Origin of the sequence: Pseudomonas sp. Y5-11 (genome assembly GCF_022368695.1) — a bacterium.
Taxonomy (GTDB): Bacteria; Pseudomonadota; Gammaproteobacteria; order Pseudomonadales; family Pseudomonadaceae; genus Aquipseudomonas; species Aquipseudomonas parakoreensis.
On the sequence record NZ_CP058974.1, the window covers coordinates 2,915,815 to 2,941,086 of the forward strand.

Annotated in this window: 24 protein-coding genes and 1 other RNA gene; 9 read left to right on the plus strand and 16 right to left on the minus strand. The window is 60.8% G+C overall.

Features of this window, described 5'->3' with window-relative positions:
• Positions 1–103 precede the first annotated feature (103 nt).
• From HXW87_RS13140 to HXW87_RS13150, 3 genes are all read left to right on the plus strand, one after another.
• On the plus strand, positions 104–1,267 hold the full coding sequence (locus tag HXW87_RS13140; protein WP_047293062.1) for a putative zinc-binding metallopeptidase: 1,164 nt from the start codon (positions 104–106) through the stop codon (positions 1,265–1,267).
• 146 nt (positions 1,268–1,413) lie between these two features.
• Positions 1,414–1,510: signal recognition particle sRNA small type (ffs, locus tag HXW87_RS13145), an RNA gene on the plus strand.
• A 229-nt stretch (positions 1,511–1,739) separates the two neighbouring features.
• Positions 1,740–3,689 carry a hypothetical protein gene (locus HXW87_RS13150; RefSeq protein ID WP_239779025.1) on the plus strand — a complete coding sequence of 650 codons (1,950 nt, stop codon included), beginning with the start codon at positions 1,740–1,742 and terminating at the stop codon, positions 3,687–3,689.
• Between the two features lie 38 nt (positions 3,690–3,727).
• Here HXW87_RS13150 and HXW87_RS13155 read toward each other — a convergent pair whose 3' ends face one another.
• Entirely contained in the window at positions 3,728–4,477 is a 750-nt protein-coding gene (locus HXW87_RS13155) for a transporter substrate-binding domain-containing protein (protein ID WP_239779026.1), read from the minus strand.
• 143 nt (positions 4,478–4,620) lie between these two features.
• Here HXW87_RS13155 and dnaX point away from each other — a divergent pair, with 143 nt between their 5' ends.
• The 5 genes from dnaX (at position 4,621) to HXW87_RS13180 (ending at position 10,467) form a co-directional block, all read left to right on the plus strand.
• Positions 4,621–6,699, plus strand: coding sequence for a DNA polymerase III subunit gamma/tau (gene dnaX / locus HXW87_RS13160; RefSeq protein ID WP_239779027.1), 2,079 nt, complete (start codon positions 4,621–4,623; stop codon positions 6,697–6,699).
• Between the two features lie 67 nt (positions 6,700–6,766).
• Positions 6,767–7,105, plus strand: coding sequence for a YbaB/EbfC family nucleoid-associated protein (locus HXW87_RS13165; protein ID WP_003223337.1), 339 nt, complete (start codon positions 6,767–6,769; stop codon positions 7,103–7,105).
• A 300-nt stretch (positions 7,106–7,405) separates the two neighbouring features.
• Positions 7,406–8,440 (plus strand): NADP-dependent oxidoreductase, encoded by a 1,035-nt coding sequence (locus tag HXW87_RS13170; RefSeq protein ID WP_121184534.1) that lies wholly within the window; start codon positions 7,406–7,408, stop codon positions 8,438–8,440.
• 66 nt (positions 8,441–8,506) lie between these two features.
• Entirely contained in the window at positions 8,507–9,109 is a 603-nt protein-coding gene (gene recR, locus HXW87_RS13175) for a recombination mediator RecR (RefSeq protein ID WP_121184536.1), read from the plus strand.
• Between the two features lie 209 nt (positions 9,110–9,318).
• Positions 9,319–10,467 carry an acyl-CoA dehydrogenase family protein gene (locus HXW87_RS13180; RefSeq protein WP_239779028.1) on the plus strand — a complete coding sequence of 383 codons (1,149 nt, stop codon included), beginning with the start codon at positions 9,319–9,321 and terminating at the stop codon, positions 10,465–10,467.
• An 89-nt stretch (positions 10,468–10,556) separates the two neighbouring features.
• Here HXW87_RS13180 and HXW87_RS13185 read toward each other — a convergent pair whose 3' ends face one another.
• From HXW87_RS13185 to HXW87_RS13235, 11 genes are all read right to left on the minus strand, one after another.
• Positions 10,557–11,105 (minus strand): adenine phosphoribosyltransferase, encoded by a 549-nt coding sequence (locus tag HXW87_RS13185; protein ID WP_003223345.1) that lies wholly within the window; start codon positions 11,103–11,105, stop codon positions 10,557–10,559.
• Positions 11,106–11,183: 78 nt separating this feature from the next.
• The gene (gene fnr / locus HXW87_RS13190) at positions 11,184–11,918 is read right to left on the minus strand and encodes a fumarate/nitrate reduction transcriptional regulator Fnr (protein WP_025110355.1); all 735 of its coding nucleotides are present in this window, start codon (positions 11,916–11,918) and stop codon (positions 11,184–11,186) included.
• Positions 11,919–12,077: 159 nt separating this feature from the next.
• A complete protein-coding gene (gene hemN, locus HXW87_RS13195; protein ID WP_047293078.1) occupies positions 12,078–13,460 on the minus strand; it encodes an oxygen-independent coproporphyrinogen III oxidase in 1,383 nt (460 codons plus the stop codon).
• A 242-nt stretch (positions 13,461–13,702) separates the two neighbouring features.
• Complete coding sequence (locus tag HXW87_RS13200) at positions 13,703–14,386, minus strand: sulfite exporter TauE/SafE family protein (RefSeq protein WP_121184540.1); 684 nt, start codon at positions 14,384–14,386, stop codon at positions 13,703–13,705.
• Positions 14,379–14,591, minus strand: coding sequence for a cbb3-type cytochrome oxidase assembly protein CcoS (gene ccoS / locus HXW87_RS13205; protein ID WP_025110359.1), 213 nt, complete (start codon positions 14,589–14,591; stop codon positions 14,379–14,381). Before ccoS ends, HXW87_RS13200 begins: the two co-directional genes overlap by 8 nt.
• Positions 14,592–14,613: 22 nt before the next feature.
• Entirely contained in the window at positions 14,614–17,064 is a 2,451-nt protein-coding gene (locus tag HXW87_RS13210) for a heavy metal translocating P-type ATPase (RefSeq protein ID WP_239779029.1), read from the minus strand.
• Between the two features lie 130 nt (positions 17,065–17,194).
• Positions 17,195–17,734, minus strand: a complete 540-nt coding sequence (locus tag HXW87_RS13215; protein WP_095667071.1) for a FixH family protein — start codon at positions 17,732–17,734, stop codon at positions 17,195–17,197.
• Between the two features lie 11 nt (positions 17,735–17,745).
• Entirely contained in the window at positions 17,746–19,161 is a 1,416-nt protein-coding gene (gene ccoG, locus HXW87_RS13220; RefSeq protein WP_047293085.1) for a cytochrome c oxidase accessory protein CcoG, read from the minus strand.
• Positions 19,162–19,383: 222 nt separating this feature from the next.
• Positions 19,384–19,794, minus strand: a complete 411-nt coding sequence (locus HXW87_RS13225) for a type II toxin-antitoxin system VapC family toxin (protein ID WP_239779030.1) — start codon at positions 19,792–19,794, stop codon at positions 19,384–19,386.
• The gene (locus HXW87_RS13230; protein WP_041067899.1) at positions 19,794–20,048 is read right to left on the minus strand and encodes a type II toxin-antitoxin system Phd/YefM family antitoxin; all 255 of its coding nucleotides are present in this window, start codon (positions 20,046–20,048) and stop codon (positions 19,794–19,796) included. Before HXW87_RS13230 ends, HXW87_RS13225 begins: the two co-directional genes overlap by 1 nt.
• A 174-nt stretch (positions 20,049–20,222) precedes the next feature.
• Positions 20,223–20,423, minus strand: coding sequence for a hypothetical protein (locus HXW87_RS13235; protein WP_239779031.1), 201 nt, complete (start codon positions 20,421–20,423; stop codon positions 20,223–20,225).
• 252 nt (positions 20,424–20,675) lie between these two features.
• On the opposite strand from HXW87_RS13235, the gene HXW87_RS13240 reads away from it, so the two are divergent.
• A complete protein-coding gene (locus HXW87_RS13240) occupies positions 20,676–21,680 on the plus strand; it encodes a metallophosphoesterase (RefSeq protein WP_095667067.1) in 1,005 nt (334 codons plus the stop codon).
• A 54-nt stretch (positions 21,681–21,734) separates the two neighbouring features.
• On the opposite strand, the gene ccoP is transcribed toward HXW87_RS13240, so the two are convergent.
• The 4 genes from ccoP to ccoN are packed head-to-tail and all read right to left on the minus strand — an operon-like array spanning position 21,735 to position 24,957.
• On the minus strand, positions 21,735–22,718 hold the full coding sequence (gene ccoP, locus HXW87_RS13245) for a cytochrome-c oxidase, cbb3-type subunit III (RefSeq protein ID WP_047293090.1): 984 nt from the start codon (positions 22,716–22,718) through the stop codon (positions 21,735–21,737).
• Positions 22,715–22,900, minus strand: a complete 186-nt coding sequence (locus HXW87_RS13250; RefSeq protein ID WP_003175465.1) for a CcoQ/FixQ family Cbb3-type cytochrome c oxidase assembly chaperone — start codon at positions 22,898–22,900, stop codon at positions 22,715–22,717. The genes ccoP and HXW87_RS13250 overlap by 4 nt, the downstream gene beginning before the upstream one ends.
• Positions 22,901–22,906: 6 nt before the next feature.
• Positions 22,907–23,515 carry a cytochrome-c oxidase, cbb3-type subunit II gene (gene ccoO / locus HXW87_RS13255; RefSeq protein WP_041067866.1) on the minus strand — a complete coding sequence of 203 codons (609 nt, stop codon included), beginning with the start codon at positions 23,513–23,515 and terminating at the stop codon, positions 22,907–22,909.
• The gene (ccoN, locus tag HXW87_RS13260; protein ID WP_047293093.1) at positions 23,515–24,957 is read right to left on the minus strand and encodes a cytochrome-c oxidase, cbb3-type subunit I; all 1,443 of its coding nucleotides are present in this window, start codon (positions 24,955–24,957) and stop codon (positions 23,515–23,517) included. Before ccoN ends, ccoO begins: the two co-directional genes overlap by 1 nt.
• Positions 24,958–25,272 lie beyond the last annotated feature (315 nt).

Genomic DNA, 25,272 nt, shown 5'->3' on the forward strand with positions numbered 1-25,272 from the left:
AGCTGCCGAAGGCTGCGATCTTTTGCTTTTCCCCACACAAAGCGTGGGAACGATCAGCGCACGAGGATGATCTAGTCTTGGCAAGCCCCAGGGAGAGATCGCCATGTACCGCTTTTTCGAGCAGCTCAGTTCTCGCATCGTCGCGCCGTTCATGGGCGAGTCTTCACGCAACAGCAAAATCTGGCCGTGCCGCTGCGGCCAGTCGCTGTTCTTTCGCAACAGCCAGTGCCTGGCTTGCAGCGCCATGCTCGGCTATCAGCCTGAAGCAAGTCGCCTGACCTCGCTGCAGCCCGGACCGCAGGACGGTAGCTGGACACTCGATGCCGATCCCGACGCCGGATTGTTCCGCCGCTGCGCCAATCTCGACACTCCCGCCGCCTGCAATTGGCTGCTGCCGGATAACGGCCGCGACAGCCTGTGCGTCGCCTGCAGCCTCAATCGCACCATCCCCGACCTCTCGGTGCCGGAAAACCCTGAGCGCTGGCGCAAAGTGGAAATTGCCAAGCGCCGGCTGGTGGCGCAACTGATCACCCTCGGGCTGCCGGTCATCCCGAAAACCGTGGATGAAGAGCGCGGCCTGGCCTTTGATTTCATCGGCGTCGACCTCGAAGGCAACGCGCCAATGACCGGCCACGCCAACGGCCTGATCACCCTCGACATCAAAGAAGCCGACGACGCCCATCGCGAGCAGGTGCGGGCGGCGATGCATGAACCTTATCGCACGCTGCTGGGGCATTTCCGGCATGAGGTCGGGCATTATTACTGGGATCGTCTGATCGCCAACGGCCCGTGGCTCGAAGCCTTCCGCAACCTGTTCGGCGACGAGCGCGCCAGTTACGCCGAAGCGCTCGACCGTCACTATCAACAAGGCGCGCCGCTGGACTGGCCGCAACACTACGTCAGCGCCTACGCGACCATGCACCCGTGGGAAGACTGGGCGGAAACCTGGGCGCACTACCTGCACATGATGGACGCGGTGGACACTGCACTGGGTTTCGGCATGAGTGCACGGGAGATGGACTTCGACTATCAGCCGTTTCCACCCAGCACACTGTATGACCCAGAGCATCCCGGCGGCGCGGCGTTCCTGTCGTTCGTCAACGCCTGGATCGAACTGGCGGGCATGCTCAACGAACTGTCGCGCAGCATGGGGCAGCCGGATTTCTACCCGTTCGTGCTGCCGGCGGCGGCGATTGCCAAACTGCACTTCATTCATCTGGTGATCCAGCAGGCGGGCGGCAAAGCGGACGAGGTGCTGACCCTGTAGGCGCTGCCGCAGGCTGCTATCTTTTCGGGCTCAGCGCATGTCCTTGAACCCGTTCATATTTTTATCTGCAACCAACGGTTGTAACTTCATCTCAGACAGGTACAATGGCGCGGCTCGCCGACAGGTGAGTGTCGTTATGGTGACCCCATCGGTCCCCCCGCAACGATTACCCGTGAACCTGGTCAGATCCGGAAGGAAGCAGCCACAGCGGGAACATTGTGTGCCGGGGTGTGGCTGGTGGGGTTACCACCTTAACGAACAAAGAACGCTTCAGCAGAACTGCATGGGTTTCGCCCACTGCGGTTTTTTTATGCCTGCGATTTGGGCTTTCACGCCAGCCCCTGTGGGAACAAGCCTGCTCGTGAAGGCAGCCACCCCGATGCCTGTTCAGCCACCAAGGTTGAACAGTGGCATACTCCACCGTCTTGCTGCGCGCGTCGTTGACAAGTTCGCGCCCTGGCTACGAGGTTGTATGCACCCGGAACATCACGATTTATCCACCGCTGTTTACTTGCCCGTGACGGACGAGACCTGCGCGAGCCTGTTGCAGCCCGATGGCGCGAAAGTCCTCGACGCGCTGACCGATGCGCAGCTCGCCGCCGTGCTGGTCATCCAGAATCTGGCTCAGGCCGCCGAGAAGGATCTCACTGCCGCTGCGGCGGAGAAGGTGCTGGCGCGGCTGATTGCGTGGGCGGTCGATGGCCGGACAGGGTTGTTGTCCGAGGCGCAACGACTGTTCGATCCGCGTCAGCTGTATTTCGGTCTGAACGCCATGAGGGGGTTGAATCTGCGTTTGCTGTTGGCTGACGAGGTGTCGGCGCAGGATTACCTGCTGCCCGATGGCAAGTGGGATGACGAGTTCAAGACGCGCCACCACGCGGCCAATAATCCGTTCAGCCAGCAGATGATCAGCCCGGCACACCGCGAGCGCTGGCTCAGCGCTGCGCAAGACAAACTGGTCAGAACCTTCCGCGCCAACCTCGATGAAGACCTGCACGTCCAAGGCTACGCCGGGATCGGCAAGAGTCACCTGATCGGCGCCTTGACCGAGTGTCTGGATCCCGCGAAAACCCTGCTGCTGGCACGCACGCCGGAAAAACTCGCGACGCTCCGCCAACGCATGGGCGTTACCGGTGACCGCAAACCCGGCATCACCTTTGAAGCGTTCGCACGCGGGCTGATTTATGGGCGCAAGCTGCCACCCGCAGGCGCCGCCGGTCGGGTCGCGAGCAAACAGAGTCTGGCGCAGGCGCTGAATATCCTGGGCTTTCGCGAGCACGACGCGCAATGCACCCTGAGCGTTTGTCTGGAAACCCTCGAGCGCTATTGCCACTCCCGGGACTACAGTCTGTCGGCGCATCATCTGCCGCATTTCAAACTGTCCTTGTCCAGCCTTGAGTCCAAGGTGTTGCTGGAGTATTCGAGCCGCGTCTGGACTTACCTCGAGGCCAACCCGGCATGGGGCCGGCAGAGCGGCTTCGAAGCCTTGTTGCTGATCAAGCGGGCAAGCCTCGCGGGCTGCGTGGTGCCGCCGCGGTATACCCATGTGCTGATCGACGAGAGCCAGGACATTCCTGCGTCGCTGCTGCAGATTATCGAGCGCGGCCGGCAGGTGCTGATCACGCTGGGCGATGAGTACCAGCACGCCGAGCGCGATCTGGTGAAAAGAAAACGTGAAGTGCGCCAGAGCGATATCACCTATTCGGTGCGTTCGGGGCGCAACGTCGAGCGTCTGGTCAATCCGCTGATTTCCCGGCACTCGGAAAAGAGCAAGATACCCTTCGAAGGCGCGCGTGAGGCGGACGTCGGCATCGAGTTTTATCCACAGGGCTTTGTCCCGCCGCAAGGTTGTGTGGTGCTGACCGCGTCACCGTGGGACACCATGAAGTGGGCGATACAGCTGCACGATGCCAATTGCCCGTTCAGCTTTGCCGACATGAAAGCGCAGCGCGACCTCGAACACTTCATGACCAGTGCCATCGAGTTGTTCAGGGTCGATTACTACAGTTCCACGCACAGCGAGAAGGGCGCGCATCGCTATTTCAGCGACGTGCCGAAGTGGCAGCAGCTGCGCGAGGCCAACCAGTACGACGAGGCGTTTTTGTGGGTCGAGGCCGAGCTGGAGAAGGGCTTCAAGGTCGCTGACCTGACCCGGCTCAACCGGATGATCGGCAGCCCCGGCAAAAGCTGCCTGTTGATGCAGGCCCAGGAGGCGGGCGGCATGGAGTTCGACCGCGTTCTGCTGACGCCCGAACTGCTGACCAACGTGCAGTTCAAGGACGCCTACGCGTTCGATCAGCGGATCTGCGCCGTGTACATCGCCATCTCCCGCGCCCGCCAGCAGCTTTTCCTGCCGTACGATGTGGTCGAGTGGATCGAGTTTCACGACTACCAGAAATTCCGTGAGTCACACGGTTACTGAATAATTCTCTGTGGGAAATATCTCCCCATAAAAAGGGGTTATGGGGTGGTTTCCGAGGATCCGGTATACAACCGGATGATGTCATCAATCTCCCCCGACATTTTCATCCGCAGCAACGTGCGCAGAATTCGCTGCACCGGCACCTGCGGATCATTCCTCACATAGCAGCCGACATGCTGTTCTTGCAGCACCGCCACCCTCTGCAGTTGCTGCGTGGGCAGCAGGCGCTGATTGAACCAGTCCAGTGTCCATTGATTGCTCACCGCATAGCGATAACGCCCGGCCAGGAGTTTTTCCAGCACTTGTTCCTGATTGCGCGCGTCGTCGCGTTGCAGGTGGTCGGCGTCGAACAGCGGTTGCAGAGTCGGGTAGGTGTAGCCGAGCACGGTGCCGATCGATTGCCGGGGCAGGCGGGCGGGATCGACGTGGAGCGGTTGATTGTCGCGGCTGATCAGCAGATCGCGCTGGAACAGCAGCGGGAGGCTCCAGATGTAGTCTCCGGACTGATTCGGCAACCATGATTGTGCGGCATAGCAGCGCACGTCGACTTCACCGTGTTCCATGGCGTTCTGCACCCGGGCGCGCGGCAGCACATGGAATTCGGCCGGCACGCCGACCTGCGTTGCCAGGCTGAGCATGATGTCGTGGAGAATGCCCTGGGTGGGGCGGCCGTGCTCGATTTGCACCATGGGCATCGCCCAGCTGTCGGCCACGACGAAGCGCAGCGGCGGTTCGGCGGCGTTCACGCTCAGACTGATCCCCAACAAAGCTCCCAAGGCCCAACGCATAAATGCTCCGATGAGTCCCGACCACGAGCGAAATTTCCTCGCCAACAGCAGCTTAGCCAGATTAGACGAGCACACCGGATGCAATTTTGCCCTTGCTCCGCTAGCATTAGCCGCTTCAGCTTCCTTCGTTGCGACGGTTTTCGATGAGTTATCAGGTTCTTGCACGTAAATGGCGTCCGCGCTCGTTCCGCGAAATGGTCGGCCAGACCCATGTGCTCAAGGCTCTGATCAATGCCTTGGACAGCCAGCGGCTGCACCACGCGTACCTGTTCACCGGTACCCGCGGGGTCGGCAAGACCACCATTGCGCGGATCATTGCCAAATGCCTGAACTGTGAGACAGGTATCACTTCCAGCCCCTGCGGCGAGTGTTCGGTGTGCCGCGAGATCGATGAAGGGCGCTTCGTCGACCTGATCGAGATCGACGCCGCGAGCCGGACCAAGGTCGAGGACACCCGCGAGCTGCTCGATAATGTGCAGTACGCGCCGAGCCGCGGGCGCTTCAAGGTCTACCTGATCGACGAAGTGCACATGCTCTCCAGCCATTCCTTCAATGCGCTGCTGAAAACCCTCGAAGAGCCGCCGCCGTACGTCAAGTTCATCCTCGCGACCACGGATCCGCAGAAACTTCCGGCAACGATTTTGTCGCGCTGCCTGCAGTTCTCCTTGAAGAACATGACGCCCGAGCGCGTGGTCGAGCATTTGACCCACGTCCTCGGCGCCGAAAACGTGCCGTTCGAAGACGACGCGCTGTGGCTGCTGGGCCGCGCCGCCGATGGCTCGATGCGTGACGCCATGAGCCTGACCGACCAGGCCATCGCCTTCGGTGAAGGCAAGGTATTGGCCGCCGATGTGCGGGCGATGCTCGGCACGCTGGATCACGGCCAGGTCTTCGACGTGCTGCATGCACTGATCGAAGGCGACGCCAAGGCGTTGCTCGAAGCCGTGCGCCACCTGGCCGAGCAGGGCCCGGACTGGAATGGTGTACTCTCGGAAATGCTCAACGTGCTGCACCGTGTCGCCATTGCCCAGGCCTTGCCTGAAGGTGTCGACAACGGTCATGGCGACCGTGACCGCGTATTGGCTTTGGCTCAGGCGCTGCCGGCCGAAGACGTGCAGTTCTATTACCAGATGGGCCTGATCGGCCGCCGCGACTTGCCGCTGGCGCCGGACCCGCGTGGCGGTTTCGAGATGGTGCTGCTGCGGATGCTGGCCTTCCGGCCCGCCGACACCGCGGACGCCCCGAGGCAACCGCTAAAGCCAGTGGGGATCAGCCAGGCCACAGTTGATTCCGCAAACTCCGTGGCTGCCGCGCCCAAGCCTGCGCCGGTAGTCGCTGCGGCCGTTGCGCCAACGCCAGCGGCGGTTGCTGCGCCGGTTCCGGAGCCAGCGCCTGTGGTGGTCGCCGTGCCGGCACCTGCGCCGGAACCAGAGCCAGTCGCCGAAGCAGTGGTCGACCTGCCGTGGAACGATCCGGTCGAACCTGAGCCGGAACCCGCGCCTGTGCAGCAGCCGGCCGTCGAGCCGGTGCTGGAAACCGCCAGCGAGCAGCCCGAATTGCCGCCGATGCCGCTGCCGACCCCGGACAGCGTGGTGCCGGACGCGCCCGAGTGGGCCGCTGCGCCGATTCCCGAACCGTCGGTCGCCGACGTTGATGCCGCCACGCCGGGCATGGACCTCGACGATGAGCCGCCGCTGGACGAAGACTACATCGAACCGGACATGGATTCGGCCTACAGCTACCTCGACGACCTGGCCAGCGAGCACACCGCCGAGCCAGCCCCGGAACCCGAGCCGGAGCCTGCCGCCGCGCCGGCCACCGGTCTGGCGTTGCAATGGCTGGAGCTGTTCCCGCAACTGCCGATCTCCGGCATGACCGGCAGCATCGCCGCCAACTGCACGCTGATCGCGGTCGATGGCGACCATTGGCTGATGCACCTGGACCCGGCGCACAGCGCACTGTTCAACGCCACGCAACAACGGCGTCTGAACGACGCGTTGAACCAGTTCCACGGTCGCACGCTGAGCCTGACCATCGAGCTGATCAAGCCCGAGCAGGAAACCCCGGCGCAAGCTGCTTCGCGGCGTCGGGCCAACCGTCAGCGCGAGGCGGAGGAATCGATCCACGGCGATCCGTTCATCCAGCAGATGGTCCAGCAGTTCGGTGCGGTGGTGCGACACGATACTATTGAACCTGTCGATGCCTTGGTCGCCCAAGGCTAATAACTGAGGGCGTTCGGCGTTAAGCGCCGGGCGCTGTTTTGATCCAAGTACTTTTGAGGTGATTCCCATGATGAAAGGTGGCATGGCCGGCCTGATGAAGCAGGCGCAGCAGATGCAGGAAAAAATGGCCAAGATGCAGGAAGAACTGGCCAACGCCGAAGTCACTGGCAAGGCCGGTGGCGATATGGTCACCGTGGTCATGACCGGTCGTCACGACGTGAAAAGCGTCAGCATCGACCCAAGCCTGGTTGAAGGCCTGAGCGAAGACGACAAGGAAATGCTCGAAGCCGTGGTCGCCGCCGCCGTCAACGACGCCGTGCGCAAGATCGAAGCCAACAGCCAGGAAAAAATGGGCAGCATGACCGCCGGCATGAACCTGCCAGCGGGGATGAAACTGCCATTCTGATTCGCCAACGCGGGTTGGATGAGCTACACAAAATGCCAGGCATCGCGCCTGGCATTTTTTTTTCCGTCTCTGGGGCGTTCGGTGTTCGTTTGTGGCGAGGGAGCTTGCTCCCGCTCGGCGACGAAGTCGTCGTAAACCCTGAAAACCCCGTATACCTGAAAGGAAGCTGGGGGAGCGCTTCGCACTCCAGCGGGAGCAAGCTCCCTCGCCACAGGCGTCTAGTAGAAACATCGAACGCTGTGATGTCACCAAGGTCTGCTCCCTATACCCCCGAATTCATCATTCACAGGAGACGCTGACATGTCCGACCCTCTGACCCTCAATCAACGCTTCGTCCTCGCCTCGCGCCCGGTCGGCGCGCCGACTCCGGAAAACTTCCGTCTGGAGCGCGAAGCGTTGCCGGATCTCGAAGATGGCCAGGTGCTGCTCAAGACCCTGTACCTGTCGCTGGACCCTTACATGCGCGGACGCATGAGTGACGCACCGTCCTACGCCGCGCCGGTACAAATCGGCGAAGTGATGACCGGTGGTGCTGTCAGCCGAGTCGAGGATTCGCGTCATCCGAAATTCCACCAAGGCGATCTGGTGGTCGGCCTCACCGGCTGGCAGAGCCACAGCATCAGCGATGGGCGCAACATCATGCCGATCCCGTCCGGCCTGCCGAGTCCGTCGATGGCGCTTGGCGTGTTGGGCATGCCGGGTATGACTGCGTACATGGGGCTGATCGACATCGGTCAGCCGAAAGAAGGTGAAACGCTTGTCGTCGCAGCTGCGTCCGGCGCCGTCGGCTCGGTGGTGGGTCAAGTGGCAAAAATCAAAGGCCTGCGCGCCGTGGGTGTGGCCGGTGGTGCCGACAAATGCCAATACGTGGTCGAGGAGCTGGGTTTCGATGCCTGCATCGATCACAAGGCGCCGGACTTTGCCGAGCAACTGGCCAAAGCCTGCCCGAACGGCATCGATATCTATTATGAAAACGTGGGCGGGCATGTGTTCGATGCGGTGGTGCCGCTGCTCAATCCCAAGGCGCGCATTCCGCTGTGCGGGCTGATTGCCGGTTACAACGCCACTGAAGCGCCGCAAGGTCCGGATCGCCTGCCGATGCTGCAGCGTACGTTGCTGACCAAGCGTGTGCGGATTCAGGGCTTCATCGTGTTTGATGACTACGGCGACCGTCAGCCGGAGTTCATCAGCCACATGGTGCCGTGGGTGCGCGACGGCAAGGTGAAATTCCGCGAAGACGTGGTGGAAGGTCTGGAGCAGGCGCCCGAGGCGTTTATCGGTCTGCTGGAGGGGCGCAACTTCGGCAAACTGGTGGTGAAGGTCGCCCAGGACTGAGCATTTGACGCTGGCCGGAGGCGCGGGTATAAACCGCGTCTCGTTGTTTTGTCGGACTTTTTACCCATGAGCTTCAGCCCTTTGATTCGCCAACTGATCGACGCCCTGCGCACCTTGCCCGGCGTGGGTCAGAAAACCGCCCAGCGCATGGCGTTGCAGTTGCTCGAACGTGACCGCAGCGGCGGCACGCGCCTGGCCCAGGCTTTGAGCCAGGCCATGGAAGGGGTGGGTCACTGCCGTCAGTGCCGCACGCTGACCGAAGACGATCTGTGCCCGCAATGCGCCGACACGCGCCGCGACGACACGCTGCTGTGCGTGGTGGAAGGGCCGATGGACGTCTATGCGGTGGAGCAGACCGGTTTCCGTGGACGCTACTTCGTGCTCAAGGGCCACCTGTCGCCGCTCGACGGTCTGGGGCCGGAAGCCATCGGTATTCCGCAGTTGATGACGCGCATCGAAGAGGCTGGCACCTTTACCGAAGTCATCCTCGCCACCAACCCGACGGTGGAGGGGGAGGCGACCGCGCATTACATCGCTCAACTGCTCAGCAACAAAGGCCTGATCGCCTCGCGGATTGCCCACGGTGTGCCGCTGGGGGGGGAGTTGGAGCTGGTGGATGGCGGGACGCTGGCGCATTCGTTTGCCGGGCGTAAGCCGATTTCCCTCTGACAGGTGTATCGCCTGATCTGGCCCCATCGCTGGCAAGCCAGCTCCCACAGTGATTTCGGTCGTTCACAAATGTTGTGCACACTAAAGAAACCTGTGGGAGCTGGCTTGCCAGCGATGGGCGCACCTCGATTTGGCTGATTCACACAATTGTGTTGAAAACCAAGCAAGCGCTCGGTTAACGTCGGCCAACCCTTCGATGGAGTTCGCCGATGCCTGCCTTCCAGGAATACTTCGACCCCAGCCACCAAATGGTTCGCGACAGCGTCAGACGTTTCGTCGAGCGCGAGATCCTGCCAGACATTGACGCGTGGGAAGAAGCCGAAGGCTTTCCCCGTGAGCTGTACCTGAAGGCCGGGGCGGCGGGGATTCTTGGCATCGGTTATCCCGAAGCGCTGGGTGGCAGCCACGAAGGTGATCTGTTCGCCAAGGTTGCCGCCAGCGAAGAACTGATGCGCTGCGGTTCCGGTGGTCTGGTCGCCGGCCTCGGTTCGCTGGATATCGGCCTGCCACCGATCGTCAAATGGGCCCGGCCCGAGGTGCGCGAGCGTGTCGTGCCGCAAGTGCTCAGCGGCGAGAAAATCAGTGCGTTGGCGATTACCGAGCCCGGCGGGGGTTCCGACGTCGCCAACCTGCAAACCCGCGCCGTGCGTGACGGCGACGTCTACCGGGTCAGCGGCAGCAAGACCTTCATTACCAGTGGCGTACGCGCCGACTTCTATACCGTCGCCGTGCGCACCGGAGCGCCGGGTTTCGGCGGCGTCAGCCTGCTGTTGATCGAGAAGGGCACCCCCGGCTTCACCGTCGGCCGCCAGTTGAAAAAAATGGGCTGGTGGGCCTCGGACACCGCTGAGCTGTTTTTCGACAATTGCCGGGTGCCTGTGGGCAATCTGATCGGCGCCGAGAACATGGGTTTTGCCTGCATCATGGGCAATTTCCAGAGCGAACGGCTGGCGCTGGCGTTGATGGCCAACATGACCTCGCAGCTCGCCCTCGAAGAAGCGCTGAAATGGGCACGCGAGCGTGAGGCATTCGGCAAGCCGATCGGCAAGTTTCAGGTGATCAAACATCGGTTGGCCGAAATGGCCACGGCGCTGGAAGTATCGCGCGAGTTCACTTATCGGCAAGCGGCGAAAATGGCGGCGGGGCAGAGCGTGATCAAGGAGATTTCCATGGCCAAGAACGTCGCCACGGACACCTCGGACCGGATCACCCGCGAAGCGGTGCAGATCCTCGGTGGCCTGGGTTACATGCGCGAGAGCCTGGTGGAGCGGCTGTATCGGGATAACCGCATTCTGTCGATCGGCGGCGGGACGCGGGAAGTGATGAACGAAATCATCAGCAAGCAGATGGGGCTTTAAAAGCAAAAGATCGCAGCCTTCGGCAGCTCCTACAGGGAAACGCACATCCCTTGTAGGAGCTGCCGAAGGCTGCGATCTTTTGATCTTTACTATTTATCGGTCAAAGCAAACTGCGTCAGACAGAAAGTCGGGATGCCCATGTCTTCCAGACGCTGCGAACCGCCAAGCTCCGGCAGATCGATAATCGCCGCCGCCTCATGCACCCGTGCGCCCATGCGGCGGATCAGGTTGGCCGCTGCGATCAGCGTGCCACCGGTGGCAATCAGGTCATCGAACATCACCACCGAATCACCTTCGCACAGGCTGTCGGCGTGGACTTCGAGGAACGCTTCGCCGTACTCGGTTGCGTAACCTTCGGCCAGCACGTCTGCGGGCAGTTTGCCCTGCTTGCGGAACAGCACCAGCGGCTTGTTCAACTGGTAGGCCAGCACCGAACCGATCAGGAAGCCGCGCGCATCCATCGCGCCGATGTGGGTGAAGTCGGCTTCCACATAGCGGTGGGCGAAGCTGTCCATCACCAGGCGCAGGGCCTTGGGCGACTGGAACAGCGGGGTGATGTCGCGAAAGATCACGCCCGGTTTCGGGAAGTCGATCACGGGGCGGATCAGGGATTTGATGTCGAAGGAGTCGAAGACCATCGTCGAGGTGTCCTGGCAGGGCTGCAAACGGCGCAGTATACCCGCGGCTGAAACGCTTCGCTCAACCGCGGATCGAGATCAGCCTTCCAGCGAGCCGCCGGCCAGGGCGCAGAGCTGGATCGGGTCGAGGATGTGGATCTCCTTGCCCTCGGCGGCGATCAGTTCGTTCTGCTGGAAGCGCGTGAACACCCGCGACACGGTTTCCACCGCCAGGCCCAGGTAATTGCCGATTTCGTTGCGCGACATGCTCAGGCGGAACTGGTTGGCCGAGAACCCGCGAGCGCGGAAGCGGGCCGACAGGTTGACCAGGAACGTGGCGATGCGCTCGTCGGCGGTTTTCTTCGACAGCAACAGCATCATTTGCTGATCGTCACGGATCTCGCGGCTCATCACCCGCATCAGTTGCCGGCGCAGCTGCGGCAGTTGCAGGGCCAGTTCGTCGAGGCGTTCGAAAGGGATTTCACAGACCGAGGTAGTTTCCAGCGCTTGGGCCGACACTGGATGTTTCTCGGTGTCCATGCCGGACAGGCCGACCAGTTCGCTCGGCAGGTGGAAACCGGTGAGCTGTTCTTCGCCGGTGTCGCTCAGGCTGAAGGTCTTCAGGGCGCCGGAGCGTACTGCATAAACGGAATCGAAGGTGTCACCCTGGCGGAACAGGAACTCACCCTTTTTCAACGGGCGACCACGTTTAACGATTTCGTCCAGCGCATCCATGTCTTCCAGATTCAGAGAAAGTGGCAGGCAGAGAGGAGCCAGGCTGCAATCCTTGCAATGGGCCTGGTTGTGAGCGCGCAGTTTGACTGGCTCGGACATTTCTTAAATCCTTGTGGGAAAACACACATAAGCCGTAAGGGTAACCCACGGGAGGACATTCAGGCCAGTCTGGGGCGAGATTGCCCTGCGGGCATAAGGCCGCAGGGCAAACAAAGACACGGGGCGTTCGCGATACATTGGGTTCATGAGCAGGGCGTTTCAGATCACCCGCGAGAAACGCTGACGGTTCTGTTGTTCCAGGTACGCGTCGAACACCATGCACACCGAGCGCACCAGCAGGCGTCCGGCCGGCAACACTTCGATGCGCTCGCGCTCCAGCTTGATCAGCCCGTCGTTGGCCATGCCCTGCAGTTGCGGCCACAGTGCGCCAAAATAGCCCTGAAAGTCGATGTTGAACGCTTGCTCGATTTCGGCGAATTCCAGGCTGAAATTGCAGATCAGTTGCTGGATCACCGCGCGGCGCAGGCGATCGTCGGCATTGCACACCAGGCCCCGGCTGGTCGCCAGTTGCGCGGCGGCGAGGGTGTTTTGGTACTGGTTCAGATCGCTGTTGTTCTGGCAGTAAAGATCGCCGATCTGGCTGATCGCCGACACCCCCAGACCAATCAGGTCGCAATGGCCGTGAGTGGTGTAGCCCTGGAAATTGCGCTGCAGGGTCTGTTCTTCCTGGGCAATCGCCAACTCATCGTCGGGCAGGGCAAAGTGATCCATGCCGATGTAGCGATAACCGGCGGCGGTCAGTTGTTCGATGGTGCGCTGGAGCATTTGCAGTTTTTGCGCAGGGCTTGGCAGCTCCTGGCTGTTGATCCGCCGCTGTGGCATGAAGCGCTCCGGCAGGTGCGCATAGTTGAATACCGAGAGCCGGTCCGGTTGCAGGCTGATGACTTCCTCGACGGTTCGCGCGAAATTTTCCGGAGTCTGCTTCGGCAGGCCGTAGATCAGGTCGATGTTGATCGAGCGAAACTGCAGGGTGCGCGCCGCGTCGATCACTGCGCGGGTTTCTTCCAGGCTCTGCAGGCGATTGACCGCCCGTTGCACCGCCGGGTCGAGGTCTTGCAGGCCGATGCTGACCCGGTTGAAGCCGAGTTCGCGCAACAGGCCCATGGTCGACCAGTCGGCCTCGCGCGGATCGATCTCGATGCCGTAGTCGCCGGAGTCATCATCCAGCAGATTGAAGTGTTTGCGCAGGTGCGCCATCAACTGCCGCAGCTCGTCATGGCTGAGGAAGGTCGGGGTGCCGCCGCCGAAGTGCAACTGCTCGACTTTCTGCGCCGGTTCCAGGTGACAGGCAATCAACTGGATTTCCTGTTCCAGGCGTTGCAGATACGGCTGTGCCCGCCCGCGATCCTTGGTGATGACCTTGTTGCAGGCGCAGTAGTAGCAAATATTTGCGCAGAACGGCACGTGCACGTACAGCGACAATGGGCGCAGCGCCTTGCGACTTTCGCGCAGGGCGTGAAACAGGTCGAAGGTGCCGACCTGACTGTTGAATTGCACGGCCGTCGGGTACGAGGTGTAGCGCGGCCCCGCCAGGTCGTAGCGGCGGATCAGATCAGTGTCCCAACGAATGGCGTCGAGCATGCGGGCATTCCCCCGGATAGGCTGGCAGTGTGGCGAGTCTATCGGGGTGCGGCGCGGGGGCTCTTGATTTGCATCAACGGCGGATTAGTGACTGCTTTGTGGTGAGGGGATTTATCCCCGATCGACTGCGAAGCAGTCGTAAACCTGTTTGCAATGTATGAATGGAAGAATGCAGGGGCGCTTCGCACCCCATCGGGATAAATCCCCTCACCACAATGGATCTTCTCAGGGCTTTGATCGGATCAGTGACCCATCAGCCAATGTTGGTGGGGGCCAGGAAGGGTCCAGATCCCGAACACAATCACCAGCAAGCCCCCGGCCACGCGCACGCTGCGTTTGCGCAGCAACGCCGTCACCCGCTCGGCAGCCAGCCCTGTCGCGAGCAGCACCGGCCACGTGCCCAGCCCGAACGCCAGCATCAACAACGCACTGTCCAGCGCATTGCCCTGGCTCGCCGACCACAGCAGCGTGCTGTAAACCAGTCCGCACGGCAGCCAGCCCCACAGTGCGCCGAGCAGCAGGGCGCGGGGCAAACTCGACACCGGCAGCAAGCGGTTGGCCACCGGCTGAATGTAACGCCACAAGCCACGGCCAAGGCTTTCGATACGGGTCAGGCCGCTCCACCAGCCGGCCAGATACAGGCCCATGGCAATCAACAGCAACCCGGCGAGAATACGCATGAACATCGCCGCCGGACTGTTCGCCACCGCCCAGCCAGCCAGCCCGATCAGCAAACCGGCCGTCGCGTAACTGAGGATCCGTCCGAGGTTGTACGCCAGCAGCAGACGAAAGCGTCGGCTGCGCTGTTCCTTGGGAATCGCCAGGGTCAGCGCGCCCATCAGGCCGCCGCACATGCCCAGGCAATGCCCGCCACCGAGCAGGCCGAGGATCAGCGCAGACACCAGGAGAGGCGCAAGCTCAAGCATGGGGTGGCGCCTTGTCCTGCGGTTTGTCGGATTTGGCTTCGTCGACGGCGGCGGTGTGGTTCGGGTCCTGATCATCGAACAGGATGCTGTGGGCCGGGCCATCAAGGTCGTCGTACTGGCCGCTGTCCACCGCCCAGAAGAAGATGTACACAGCGATGGCCACGATCAGCAGGGCGGCGGGGATCATCACGTAAAGAGCTGGCATCGGTACTCCAGGCCCGCGCGGCTCAAGCCGGCAACGGGCGGGTTTCTGAACGGGTGCCGGCAACCGGCGCGCTCGGCAGGCGAGTCAGGCGCAGGGCGTTGAGCACCACGGTCAACGAACTGATCGACATGCCGACGGCGGCCCACACCGGGGTGATCCAGCCGAGGGCGGCGAACGGCAACATGAGGCCATTGTACAGCGCCGCCCACAGCAGGTTCTCGATGATTACCCGACGGGTTCTGCGCGCTAACGTGAAGGCGTGCACCAGCGCGTCGAGGCGGTTGGACAGCAGCACCGCGTCGGCACTGGTTTTCGCCAGATCGGTGGCCGAACCCATGGCCACGCTGATGTCGGCAGCGGCCAGCACCGGCACGTCGTTGACCCCGTCACCGAGCATCAACACCTTGCGTCCTTCCTGATGAAGTTGTTGCAGCACGCGCAGTTTGTCATCCGGACGCAGACCGCCACGGGCCTCGTCGATACCCAGTTCGGCGGCGACGCTGGCGACCATCGGCGAGCTGTCGCCGGACAGCAGCAATGTGCGCCAGCCACGGGCCTTGCAGGCGGCGAGCAGGGCGGGCGCATCGTCGCGCAGGCGATCGTCGAGGACGAACCACGCCAGCGCTGCCGAGTCATCACCGAGCAGCAGCCACTGACCCGGCTCATCCGGCATCGCCGGCAGTGGCGAACCGCTGAGGGCGCAGACAAACTCCGCCTGACCAATGCGCAAGCGCTGTGTACCTACCCGTCCTTCGAGACCGAGTCCCGGCGTGCTGTGCACATCTTCAGCGGCCAGTGGCGCACGACCGAAGGCGCGGGCAATCGGGTGTTCCGAACGGTTTTCCAGGGCGGCGGCAAGGCTCAGGCACTGGTCGCTGCTGAGTGTGCCCAGCGGGCGAATCGAGCGCAGGACCAGGCGGCCTTCGGTGAGTGTGCCGGTCTTGTCGAAGATCACCGTGTCGATCTGGTTCAGGCCTTCCAGCACATGCCCGCGCGTCAGCAACAGGCCGAGTTTGTGCAGGGTGCCGGTGGCGGCGGTCAACGCCGTCGGGGTTGCCAGCGACAGCGCGCAAGGGCAGGTCGCGACCAGCATCGCCAGGACGATCCAGAACGCCCGCGACGCATCCAGTTCCCACCACAACAGGCCGATGGCCGCCGCCGCAATCAGCGACAACAGCAGGAACCACTGCGCCGCGCGGTCGGCGATTTCCGCCAGGCGCGGTTTTTCTGCCTGGGCGCGATCGAGCAGGCGGACGATGGCCGACAGGCGTGTGTCCTGACCCAGCGCCAATACCTCGACGGTGAGCGCGCCCTCGACATTCAGCGTGCCCGCGGTGACCGCATCGCCCAGCGTGCGCGGTTGCGGCAGGTATTCGCCGGTCAGCAGCGATTCGTCGATGCTTGACTGGCCATCGAGAATCCTGCCATCCGCCGGCAGGATCGAACCTGGTTGCACCAGCACCCGGTCACCCAGGCGCAGTTCGCTGAGCAGGATGCGTTCGCTTTGGCCGTCGGTGTCGAGACGCAGGCACGAGGCCGGCAGCAGGTTTACAAGCTGCGCGGTGGCAGCGGCGGTGCGCTCGCGGGCACGGCGTTCCAGATATCGCCCGGCGAGCAGGAACAGCGCAAACATCCCGACCGCATCGAAATACAGTTCGCCGACCCCGGTGATCGAGGTCCAGATCCCGGCGATGTAGGCGCTGCCGATGGCCAGCGACACCGAGACGTCCATGGTCAGGTGGCGGGTGCGCAGATCGCGCATCGCGCCCTTGAAGAACGGCGCGCAGCTATAGAACACGATCGGTGTTGTGAGAAATAGCGCGACCCAGCGCAGGATCGTGTGCAATTCGGGGCTGAGGTCGATGTTGAATTCCGGCCAGGTGGCCATGGTCGCCATCATTGCCTGAAACCACAGCAATCCGGCGACGCCGAGCTGGCGCAGGGCCAGGCGATTTTCGCTGGCCAGTTGTTCGCTGGCGCGGTCGGCCTGATACGGGTGGGCGACGTAACCGATGTGGCGCAGCTCGGCGAGGATCTGGCTCAGCGGCAATTGCGCGTCGGCCCATTGCACATGCAGGCGATGGTTGGACAGATTCAGTCGTGCCTCAGCCACTGCCGGCAGAGTGCGCAGGTGTTTCTCGATCAGCCAGCCGCAGGCGGCGCAACTGATGCCTTCCATCAACAGCGTGGTTTCGGCGAGTTCGCCCGCGTGACGGACGAAGGGTTTTTGCACGTCGGCGCGGTCGTACAGCGCCAGTTCATCGGTCAATTGCACCGGCAAGGCTTCGGGGTTGGCCGAGGCTTCGCTGCGATGCTGGTAGTAACTTTCCAGACCGCCGGCGACGATGGCTTCGGCCACGGCCTGACAGCCGGGACAGCAGAACTCGCGGGATTCCCCGAGCACGACGGCGGTGAAGCGACTGCCCGACGGAACGGGCAGGGCGCAGTGGTAGCAGGGGAGTGGGGTGGTCATCGAATATTCGCTAATACTGCTGAATCAACACCATCCTTGTAGGAGCTGCCGCAGGCTGCGATCTTTTGATTTTGTTTTTCAAAGCAAGATCAAAAGATCGCAGCCTGCGGCAGCTCCTACAGGGTTCGGTTTACTTCTTCTGGTCTTCAGCGCCCTGCAACGGTTCGTCACCGAGCAGCAGGTCCTTGTCATGGCTGACCTGTTCTTCTTCGAACATGCGCCACACGTGGTCGTCCTGAGTACCCAGCAATTCGACAAAACGCCGACCTTCGACCTTGTCGCCCAACTGGCCGATGTAACGGCCGGCTTCGGTTTCACTGCGGGTCAGGACAATCTTGCGATCCTTCTCCGGCTGGGTCGGCGAGATCAGGTTCAGTTCCAGGGTTTTCGGCTGGCTGGCACCGCTCAGGCGCAGGTCGACTTCGCCGGTGAGTTCATCCAGATGGACGTTGGCGCGCATCTTCAACTCCTGCGCCAACAGTTCGCGATCCAGCGAGCGGTTGATGCCTTTGCCGGCCTCGTAGTAGTTGTCGTTGACCAGATTGTCCGGGTTGTTCACCGCAATGGTCACCATTGACAGGGTCAACGTCACCGAGCAGGCCAGGATCCCGATGATGATCCATGGCCAGAGGTGCTTGTACCAAGGGCTTGCGGCGTTTGCAGCGGGCATGTTCAGTTCTCTCAACGGGTTTGTGGGCCGATGAATCGGCTCTTGGCTTCAACGTGGACGCTGTCGTCGTCGGCGTCCTTGAGGATGAATTTCACCTCGTTGGTGCTCGACGGCAATTGTTCCGGTGCGCTCGACAACTCCACCGGCATGCTGAAGATTTCGCCGGCCGGGACCGTGATCTCGCGTTTGCCTTGCAGGCGCAGATCCGGCAGGCCGGCGGCCTCCAGCACGTAGGTGTGGTCGCGCTGATCCTTGTTCATGATCTTCAGGCTGTAGACGTTTTCGATCCGGCCTTCGGCGTTCTCGCGGTACAGCACGCGGTCCTTGCTGACGTCGAAGCCGACCAGCGAGCGCATGAAGAATGCGGTCACCAGCAGGCTGATCATCGCCAGCAGCACCACCGCATAGCCGATCAGGCGCGGCCGCAGTTTATGGGTTTTCTGGCCCGAGAGGTTGTGTTCGGTGGTGTAGCTGATGAGGCCGCGCGGGTAGTCCATCTTGTCCATGATCGCGTCGCAAGCATCGATGCACGCAGCGCAACCGATGCACTCGATCTGCAGGCCGTCGCGGATGTCGATACCGGTCGGGCACACCTGGACGCACATGGTGCAGTCAATGCAATCGCCCAGGCCCATGGCTTTGTAATCGACACCTTTCTTGCGCGGGCCACGGCTTTCGCCGCGACGCGGGTCGTAGGACACGATCAGGGTGTCCTTGTCGAACATCACGCTCTGGAAGCGTGCATACGGGCACATGTAGATGCACACCTGTTCGCGCAGCCAGCCAGCGTTGCCGTAGGTGGCGAGGGTAAAGAAGCCGACCCAGAAATACGACCAGCCATCGGCCTGGCCAGTGAAGAAATCGAACACCAGTTCGCGGATCGGCGAGAAGTAGCCGACGAAGGTCATGCCTGTGACGAAACCGATCAGTAGCCACAGCGAATGTTTGGCGAGCTTGCGCAGAAACTTGTTGCCGCTCATTGGCGCTTTATCGAGCTTGATACGCTGGTTGCGATCGCCTTCGGTGACCTTCTCGCACCACATGAAAATCCACGTCCACACGCTTTGCGGACAGGTGTAGCCGCACCAGACGCGGCCGGCGTACACGGTGATGAAGAACAGGCCGAACGCGGCAATGATCAGCAGGCCAGACAGCAGGATGAAGTCTTGCGGCCAGAACGTGGCGCCGAAGATGAAGAACTTGCGTTCCGGCAGGTTCCACCACACCGCCTGATGCCCGCCCCAGTTCAGCCACACCGTACCGAAATACAACAGGAACAGCGCAGCGCCGCCCATCATCCGCAGATTGCGGAACAGGCCAGTGAAAGCACGGGTGTAGATTTTTTCTCGAGAGGCGTAAAGGTCGACGCTGTTGTTCGCGTTTTTGCTCGGCGGTGTGACGTCGTGTACCGGAATCTGGTTGCTCATCATTGCATCCCACGGCAGTGGACAAATGCCTCGGTCGATACGTGCCGACCGCGGTCAGAAAGGGGTGTTGCAGTGGCGCAATGATACGCCTGTCGCTCTAACTCAAGGGTGCGACCTTTGGTCGCGTTGGGAAAAAAGCATTATTGGTGTAGCGAATGCAGAAAAGCCTGATGCAGATCAATTGACTTGTTGAGTATGGACGGTTTTGCAGTGGCAGCTAATTCATTGTTCCCACGGATTGATCACGGCGACGCCGCTCGAGCGGAAATCATCGACATTACGCGTGACCACCGTGAGTCCATGCACCAGGGCCGTGGCAGCGATCAATGCATCGCTTTCATTGGCCTGGTCGGGCACATGCAGGCTGGCACAACGCAGTGCTACTGCGGCATCAACCGGCAGGATTCGAGCTTCGAATGCCGGCATGACGTGACGCGTCAGCCAACTGCGCAACAGCTTTCCTTGAGCAGGATCACGCCGTTCCATTCGCAGGACTCCGGTTTCCAGTTCTTTCAGAGTAATGGCGGAAATGTACAGACGCGGGGCGATGACGCCTTTGGCCCAACTGACCACATTGGCATCGGCTTGCGGCTTGCGGAGTTCGGAAATCACATGGGTGTCGAGTAAATACATCAGGACAGGTCCACGGGACGATGAATGATGACTGCGCGCTCGGTTTCGAAATCGATGTCGGCAGCCTCCGGCATGACCAACCAATCGACAATGCTTGTGTTTGCGCCGCTCAGTTTCTGATATTCCTCAATGCTCAAAAGAACATGAGAAGCCTTACCACGGTCTGTGATGATCACTGGACCCAGACGCGCAGCTTTTTTGGCGCTGCTGGTGTCCTGATTGAATTCACGGCTGGAGATGGTGGTGATTGCCATCATGGTTGACCTCTCGCAATACAGATGTAGCAACGTTACTACTCCGCCTTGGGGGCGGCAATCGAGGAAGACAGGACTCAGCCGTCCGTTGGTCGGTCCATGGCTGGCATTAGTCGAGCCAGCCCCGCACAAAGCGCAGGCTGGCTCAGGTTGATTCATACGTGGCTTCAAGACTCAGGGCAGCCTGCCGCCGCCCAGGCTGTCGAGACTGCCGGTATTTCGATGGCGTTTTGTGGTGCTCTTGGAATCGGGTTGTGACGGATTGTCGAATGTCACGGTAATGGTTTCTACAGTTGTTTCCAATGATTCAATTGGTTGATCAGATTCAGTAAGCGGCTGATCAACCGGAAGACAATGTTTGTCGTTACTCAACATAGCGGCTTCATCCTTGAAGTGGCTCCGGTGCGGGTCACCGGGCTGTGGCAGACCCTACAGAGCATGCTGAAACGCGTCCACCGCACATGTGTCTCAAAGTATTAATTTCAACGGCTATGCCAATAACGTAGAAATATAATTAGTTAATTGAAGGCTTTTAATTTTTTATTATTTTCGAATAGCTTGGTGGCTGTTCTGCAGCGTGCGAGTTGCATGTTCGTGTTTTGAAAGTTAACGCAATAATGGAATGTTATGAAAATCAAGGAAGTTAAAAAGCTGTTCGCTTGTCTGTACCTGTTATCGCTGACCTCTCTCGCCAGTGCCAATGAGGGTGTTCCGCAGCACATGGTGTTTGCCTCGGACCCGCAATACCCGTGGACGGAAAAATCGGACAGTGGTGAAGATGAGCCGAGCGCGGATTTTGAAAAACGCTCGAAATGGCTGGTGGAGAATCAGTTCGCGAGTATTGCGCAGTTTCGCAACGAGATGGGCGGCCAGGCCAGCGTACCGTTGATGATCAACGGCGACATCACTGCGTTCGGTCATGGCTGGCAGCGCTCCTTCATGAGGACGATGCTGAGCAAATACTTTGGCGATCACTTTCTCTATGGGTTGGGCAATCATGATTATCAAAACAACGTGAATGATTGTTTTAGTGAAAGTTGTGCGGCGGGCAGCATTGTCGATTATCGCGATCATCACGTGGATAAAGTCGATGAGTTCGATCTTGAAGTGAGCGGCAGCTTTTTGAATAAGCACTATCTCGGCAGCCTGGCGTATTCAAAGAATATCGGTGAAGTCCACCTGGTGCAGTTGAATAATGAGCCGACTTACCAGGTGAAGATTTCCCATGCGCTGAATCCGACTTCGTTCGACATCAAACCGTCGCTGGACTGGCTGGAAAATGATTTGCGAATAGCGCGAGCGCAAGGCTACGCGATCATTATCAACATGCACAAACCCTATGACTGGGCAGGCAGTTGGGAGCAACAGAAGCGCTTTCGCGACATGATTGAAAAGTATCAGGTGACGGCGATGTTTGCTGGCCATTATCACGGCGAGGGTGGCAGCCAGACCTACATGGGCAGTGTGCCGATGTTTCTCAGCGGTGCCGCCTCTCAACAGACGTACCTGACGGCGAGCTTTTCCAAAGACCGCAAACAACTGGAGGTGAGTCTGGTCGAGGGTAATCAGTGGCGCAATCGTCAGCCGGTGGCCACAGTGCCGGTGAAATCGATCTGGGCCAGTCGCCCATGAAAAAGCCCCCGCCAGAGCACTGGCGGGGGCTTTATTTTGCGTCAGGCGTTGGCCTTATTGGGCCTCGGCTTCAGCGGGTTTTTCACCGTGGGACAGGCTGTAAACATACGCCGCCAGCAAGTGCACCTTATCGTTGCCTTGCAGTTGTTCCTGCGCAGGCATCTGGCCCTGACGGCCGTAACGGATGGTCTGTTGCAGTTGGGCGAAGCTTGAACCGTAGATGAACGCGGCCGGGTGGGTCAGGTTCGGTGCGCCCATCGCCGGGGTGCCTTTGCCTTCCGGTCCGTGGCAGGCCACGCAGTTGGCGGCGAACAGTTTCTGGCCGTTGGCCGGGTCAGCCTTGGTGCCTTCCGGCAGTTTGCGGCCATCAAGTTGAGTGACCACGAAGGCTGCGACGTCGGCGACGCCTTGCTCGCCAATGACGTCGGCCCAGGCCGGCATCACCGCGTGACGACCGCCCATGATGGTGGTCTTGATGGTTTCCGGCTCGCCGCCCCAGCGCCAGTCGGCGTCGGTCAGGTTCGGGAAGCCATAGGCGCCTTTGGCGTCGGAGCCGTGGCACACCGAGCAGTTGGAAGCGAACAGACGGCCACCCATCTTCAGTGCTTGTGGATCCTTGGCGACTTCCTCGATCGGCATCGCCGCGAACTTGGCGAAGATCGGACCGAACTTGGCGTCCGAGCGGGCCATTTCCTTTTCCCACTCGTGCACGCCGGTCCAGCCGGTCTGGCCGTTGGCGAACGCGGTCTGCTTGTCGTTATCAAGGTAGTTGTAGCCCGGCAACAGGCCTTTCCAGTTGCCCAGACCCGGGTACAGCACCAGATAACCGAGGGCGAAGACGATGGTGCCCACGAACAGCATGAACCACCATTTCGGCAGTGGGTTGTCGTACTCCTCGATCCCGTCGAAGGAGTGGCCCACGGTCTCTTCCGTCTGCTCGCTGCGCTGGCCCTTGCGGGTCGACAGCAGCAGCCAGGTCAGGGAAAAGATCGTACCGAGACTGAGGACTGTGACGTACAGACTCCAGAATGTAGTCATTCTTTGTTACTCCTAGAAGCTTGCTCGACGTGCTTGATGGCTTCGGGATCATCCGCAAAAGGCAGCAAGGTTGCGTCTTCAAACTCCGACTTGCGCTTGGGGCTGAATACCCACAACGCCAAACCGATGAAGGCCACCATCACGACAACGGTGCCCAGGCCGCGAATCATCCCGATATCCATAAAGAATCACCGTTTGCTTTTGATGATGGTGCCCAGGCCTTGAAGGTAGGCCACCAGCGCGTCCATTTCGGTTTTGCCCTTCACGGCCTCTTTTGCACCGGCGATGTCTTCGTCGGTGTAAGGGACGCCGAGCGTGCGCAACACTTCCATTTTCCTGGCCGTGTCTTTGCCGTCGAGCTTGTTTTCCACGAGGAACGGGTAAGCCGGCATTTTCGACTCAGGCACTACGTTGCGCGGGTTGTACAGGTGCGCACGCTGCCAGTCATCGGAGTAACGACCGCCCACGCGAGCCAGGTCCGGACCGGTACGTTTGGAACCCCACAGGAACGGGTGGTCCCAGACGCTTTCACCGGCGACCGAGTAGTGGCCGTAGCGTTCGGTTTCGGCACGGAACGGACGGATCATCTGCGAGTGGCAGCCGACACAACCGTTGGCGATGTAGACGTCGCGGCCTTCCAGTTCCAGTGCCGAGCGCGGCTTCATGCCTTCGACCGGCTTGTTGGTGACGTCCTGGAAGAACAGCGGAACGATTTGGGTCAGGCCGCCAATGCTGACGGCGATAACCATGAAGAAGGCCAGCAGGCCAATATTCTTCTCGACAGCTTCATGCTTCATCAGTGAGCTCCAACGACAGCGATCTGGGCGGCGGCTTCGGCTTCAACCGGGTTCGAGGCGCGCACGGTGCGCCAGACGTTGTAAGCCATCAGGAACATGCCGCTGGCGAAGAATGCACCGCCCAGGGCACGGACGATGTAGCCCGGGTGGCTGGCCTGCAGCGCTTCGACGAACGAGTAGGTGAGGGTGCCGTCATCGTTGATTGCACGCCACATCAGGCCCTGAGTGATGCCGTTGACCCACATCGAGGCGATGTACAGCACGGTACCGATGGTCGCGAGCCAGAAGTGCGCGTTGATCAGGCCGACGCTGTGCATCTGCGCGCGGCCGAACAGTTTCGGGATCATGTGGTAGATCGCGCCGATCGAGATCATCGCTACCCAGCCGAGCGCGCCGGCGTGTACGTGGCCGATGGTCCAGTCGGTGTAGTGCGAGAGCGAGTTGACGGTCTTGATCGCCATCATCGGACCTTCGAAGGTCGACATGCCGTAGAACGCCAGCGACACCACAAGGAAGCGCAGGATCGGGTCGGTGCGCAGCTTATGCCAGGCACCCGACAGGGTCATCATGCCGTTGATCATGCCGCCCCAGCTTGGCGCCAGCAGAATGATCGACATCGCCATGCCCAGCGATTGTGCCCAGTCCGGCAGTGCGGTGTAGTGCAGGTGGTGTGGGCCGGCCCAGATATACAGCGTGATCAGCGCCCAGAAGTGCACGATCGACAGGCGATAGGAGTAGATCGGGCGTTCGGCCTGTTTCGGCACGAAGTAGTACATCATCCCGAGGAAGCCGGTGGTCAGGAAGAAGCCCACGGCGTTGTGGCCGTACCACCACTGGATCATCGCGTCGGTCGCGCCCGAGTAGGCGGAGTAGGACTTGAAGAAACTCACCGGCAAGGAGGCGTGGTTGACGATGTGCAGCATTGCGGTCACGACGATGAACGCGCCATAGAACCAGTTACCGACATAGATATGCTTGGTCTTGCGCTTGGTGATGGTGCCGAAGAACACCAGCCCGTAGGAGACCCAGACAATGGCCAGCAGAATGGCGAGCGGCCATTCCAGTTCGGCGTATTCCTTGGTGGTGGTGTAGCCCAGCGGCAAGGTAATGATTGCGCCGACGATAACTGCCTGCCAGCCCCAGAAGGTGAAGGCGGCGAGGCTGTCGGAGATCAGTCGCGTCTGGCAGGTTCGCTGCACGACATAGTAGGAAGTGGCAAACAGTGCACAACCACCAAAGGCGAAAATCACCAGGTTTGTGTGCAACGGGCGCAGGCGTCCAAAGCTCGTCCACGGCAGACCGAAGTTCAACTCCGGCCAGACCAGTTGCGAGGCGATGAAGACACCAAGCCCCATGCCAAGGATCCCCCAGACCACCGTCATGATGGCGAACTGGCGGACTACCTTATAGTTATAAGCAGTCGGACTGATTGCTGTGCTCATTCTAAGGTTCCACGGTTTGGGTGTTTTATTAGGATTAAAATCGGCCGCAAGTATGCAGAGAGCAGGGGGTCATTGCAACGCGCCATGACCTGGGTCAATGCTTTCCAACGCTGATTCTGCGGCCTTTCCATACGCCGCGTAAGGACAAAATCGGCCTCGGACAAAATGTCGCAGCGGACGAAAAAAGCGAGGGGTTCAGGTCAGATGTAACGAGGTGTGTTCGAACGCATTGATCGTGTGACGGACGGTCATCGACGCGACAGCCGGTATCTACCGGGCTTTGCGCCCTGTCAGTCAGGCGATTTGTCGAACACA

What these genes read in the sequence shown, in the direction of transcription:
- HXW87_RS13140 (WP_047293062.1), top strand. Translation starts at nt 104, where the DNA reads ATGTACCGCTTTTTCGAGCAGCTCAGTTCTCGCATCGTCGCGCCGTTC.
- HXW87_RS13150 (WP_239779025.1), top strand. Translation starts at nt 1,740, where the DNA reads ATGCACCCGGAACATCACGATTTATCCACCGCTGTTTACTTGCCCGTG.
- HXW87_RS13155 (WP_239779026.1), bottom strand. Translation starts at nt 4,477, where the DNA reads ATGCGTTGGGCCTTGGGAGCTTTGTTGGGGATCAGTCTGAGCGTGAAC.
- dnaX (WP_239779027.1), top strand. Translation starts at nt 4,621, where the DNA reads ATGAGTTATCAGGTTCTTGCACGTAAATGGCGTCCGCGCTCGTTCCGC.
- HXW87_RS13165 (WP_003223337.1), top strand. Translation starts at nt 6,767, where the DNA reads ATGATGAAAGGTGGCATGGCCGGCCTGATGAAGCAGGCGCAGCAGATG.
- HXW87_RS13170 (WP_121184534.1), top strand. Translation starts at nt 7,406, where the DNA reads ATGTCCGACCCTCTGACCCTCAATCAACGCTTCGTCCTCGCCTCGCGC.
- recR (WP_121184536.1), top strand. Translation starts at nt 8,507, where the DNA reads ATGAGCTTCAGCCCTTTGATTCGCCAACTGATCGACGCCCTGCGCACC.
- HXW87_RS13180 (WP_239779028.1), top strand. Translation starts at nt 9,319, where the DNA reads ATGCCTGCCTTCCAGGAATACTTCGACCCCAGCCACCAAATGGTTCGC.
- HXW87_RS13185 (WP_003223345.1), bottom strand. Translation starts at nt 11,105, where the DNA reads ATGGTCTTCGACTCCTTCGACATCAAATCCCTGATCCGCCCCGTGATC.
- fnr (WP_025110355.1), bottom strand. Translation starts at nt 11,918, where the DNA reads ATGTCCGAGCCAGTCAAACTGCGCGCTCACAACCAGGCCCATTGCAAG.
- hemN (WP_047293078.1), bottom strand. Translation starts at nt 13,460, where the DNA reads ATGCTCGACGCCATTCGTTGGGACACTGATCTGATCCGCCGCTACGAC.
- HXW87_RS13200 (WP_121184540.1), bottom strand. Translation starts at nt 14,386, where the DNA reads ATGCTTGAGCTTGCGCCTCTCCTGGTGTCTGCGCTGATCCTCGGCCTG.
- ccoS (WP_025110359.1), bottom strand. Translation starts at nt 14,591, where the DNA reads ATGCCAGCTCTTTACGTGATGATCCCCGCCGCCCTGCTGATCGTGGCC.
- HXW87_RS13210 (WP_239779029.1), bottom strand. Translation starts at nt 17,064, where the DNA reads ATGACCACCCCACTCCCCTGCTACCACTGCGCCCTGCCCGTTCCGTCG.
- HXW87_RS13215 (WP_095667071.1), bottom strand. Translation starts at nt 17,734, where the DNA reads ATGCCCGCTGCAAACGCCGCAAGCCCTTGGTACAAGCACCTCTGGCCA.
- ccoG (WP_047293085.1), bottom strand. Translation starts at nt 19,161, where the DNA reads ATGAGCAACCAGATTCCGGTACACGACGTCACACCGCCGAGCAAAAAC.
- HXW87_RS13225 (WP_239779030.1), bottom strand. Translation starts at nt 19,794, where the DNA reads ATGTATTTACTCGACACCCATGTGATTTCCGAACTCCGCAAGCCGCAA.
- HXW87_RS13230 (WP_041067899.1), bottom strand. Translation starts at nt 20,048, where the DNA reads ATGGCAATCACCACCATCTCCAGCCGTGAATTCAATCAGGACACCAGC.
- HXW87_RS13235 (WP_239779031.1), bottom strand. Translation starts at nt 20,423, where the DNA reads ATGTTGAGTAACGACAAACATTGTCTTCCGGTTGATCAGCCGCTTACT.
- HXW87_RS13240 (WP_095667067.1), top strand. Translation starts at nt 20,676, where the DNA reads ATGAAAATCAAGGAAGTTAAAAAGCTGTTCGCTTGTCTGTACCTGTTA.
- ccoP (WP_047293090.1), bottom strand. Translation starts at nt 22,718, where the DNA reads ATGACTACATTCTGGAGTCTGTACGTCACAGTCCTCAGTCTCGGTACG.
- HXW87_RS13250 (WP_003175465.1), bottom strand. Translation starts at nt 22,900, where the DNA reads ATGGATATCGGGATGATTCGCGGCCTGGGCACCGTTGTCGTGATGGTG.
- ccoO (WP_041067866.1), bottom strand. Translation starts at nt 23,515, where the DNA reads ATGAAGCATGAAGCTGTCGAGAAGAATATTGGCCTGCTGGCCTTCTTC.
- ccoN (WP_047293093.1), bottom strand. Translation starts at nt 24,957, where the DNA reads ATGAGCACAGCAATCAGTCCGACTGCTTATAACTATAAGGTAGTCCGC.